This window comes from Frankia sp. CoWAU3 (assembly GCF_977971855.1).
Window position 1 is genome coordinate 1 of sequence record NZ_CDWWXB010000221.1, and the last position, 1,095, is coordinate 1,095.

Genomic DNA, 1,095 nt, shown 5'->3' on the forward strand with positions numbered 1-1,095 from the left:
TGGGGAAAGGGACGCTTCGCTCGCGCTGTGTCGCCCAGGGCGCCCCGAGTCACCCCACAGCACGTCTACAAAACGTCACCGATCGCAACGTAGCGTGATCTCTGCGCGGCCCTGGGAAGGGACGGGGGCACGGTGGCCGCGCGGTGGATGATCGGCAGGCGGTATGAGCTCGAGGCTGTTCCATTGGCCAAGGGCGGAATGGGTGAGGTCTGGGTCGGCCGGGATGTGAAACTCGACCGGGAGATCGCGGTCAAGTTCGTCCGTTTTCCCGACGGCCAGCCCGACCAGGAGCTGATCCGCCGGTTCATCCGGGAGTCCCGCATCACCGCCCGCCTGCTGCATCCGGGGGTGCCGGCGGTGTACGACGCGGGTACCCACGAGGAGCGTCCCTACCTGGTCATGCAGCGGGTGCACGGCCTCAGCGTGGCGGATCTCGTCGCCGAGCAGGGCGCGCTGCCCGTCGGCTGGGCCGCCGCGATTGCCGCCCAGGTGGCCTCGGTGCTCGCGGTGGCGCACCGAGCGTCGCTCGTGCACCGCGACCTCAAACCGGCGAACCTGATGCTGGAGCCGGACGGTACCGTGAAGGTGCTGGACTTCGGGCTCGCCGTTGCGCTCGACCGGACCAACCTGTCGAAGATCACGGTGACCGGCCAGCACCTCGGCAGCCCTGCCTACATGGCGCCCGAGCAGGTGCTTGCCGGCCTGAGCACGCCCGCCACCGACATCTACGCGCTGGGTGCCACGCTGTTCGAGATGTTGACCGGTCAGCGGCTGTTCGCCGGTGCGTCGTCCTACACGGTGATGAACAAGCAGGTCGAGGAGGTCCCGGCGCGGGTGCGGTCGCTGCGCGCCGACGTGCCGCGCGGCCTCGACGAGCTGGTCGCCGCGATGCTGAGCAAGGCACCGGAGGATCGCCCGTACGGCGTGGAGAAGGTGTACGCGGCGTTGGTCGAATCCGTGGTGGACCTCGGCCCGCTTCCCGGGGCCGTCGACGACGCCGTGGACAACCCGGTAAGGATGTATGCGGCGGTCGCGGCCCGGGTGGTACCGCGCGGGGTGGCCCGGAACACCGCCGCCTCCACACGGGGATCCGCC

At 70.0% G+C, this 1,095-nt stretch carries 1 protein-coding gene; it reads left to right on the forward strand.

Translation table 11 applies throughout. From position 1 onward, the window contains the following. Positions 1 to 147 precede the first annotated feature (147 nt). Positions 148 to 1,095, forward strand: a 948-nt coding sequence (locus AC08ON_RS15745) for a serine/threonine-protein kinase (RefSeq protein WP_476617240.1), incomplete at its 3' end; no start/stop codon positions are given.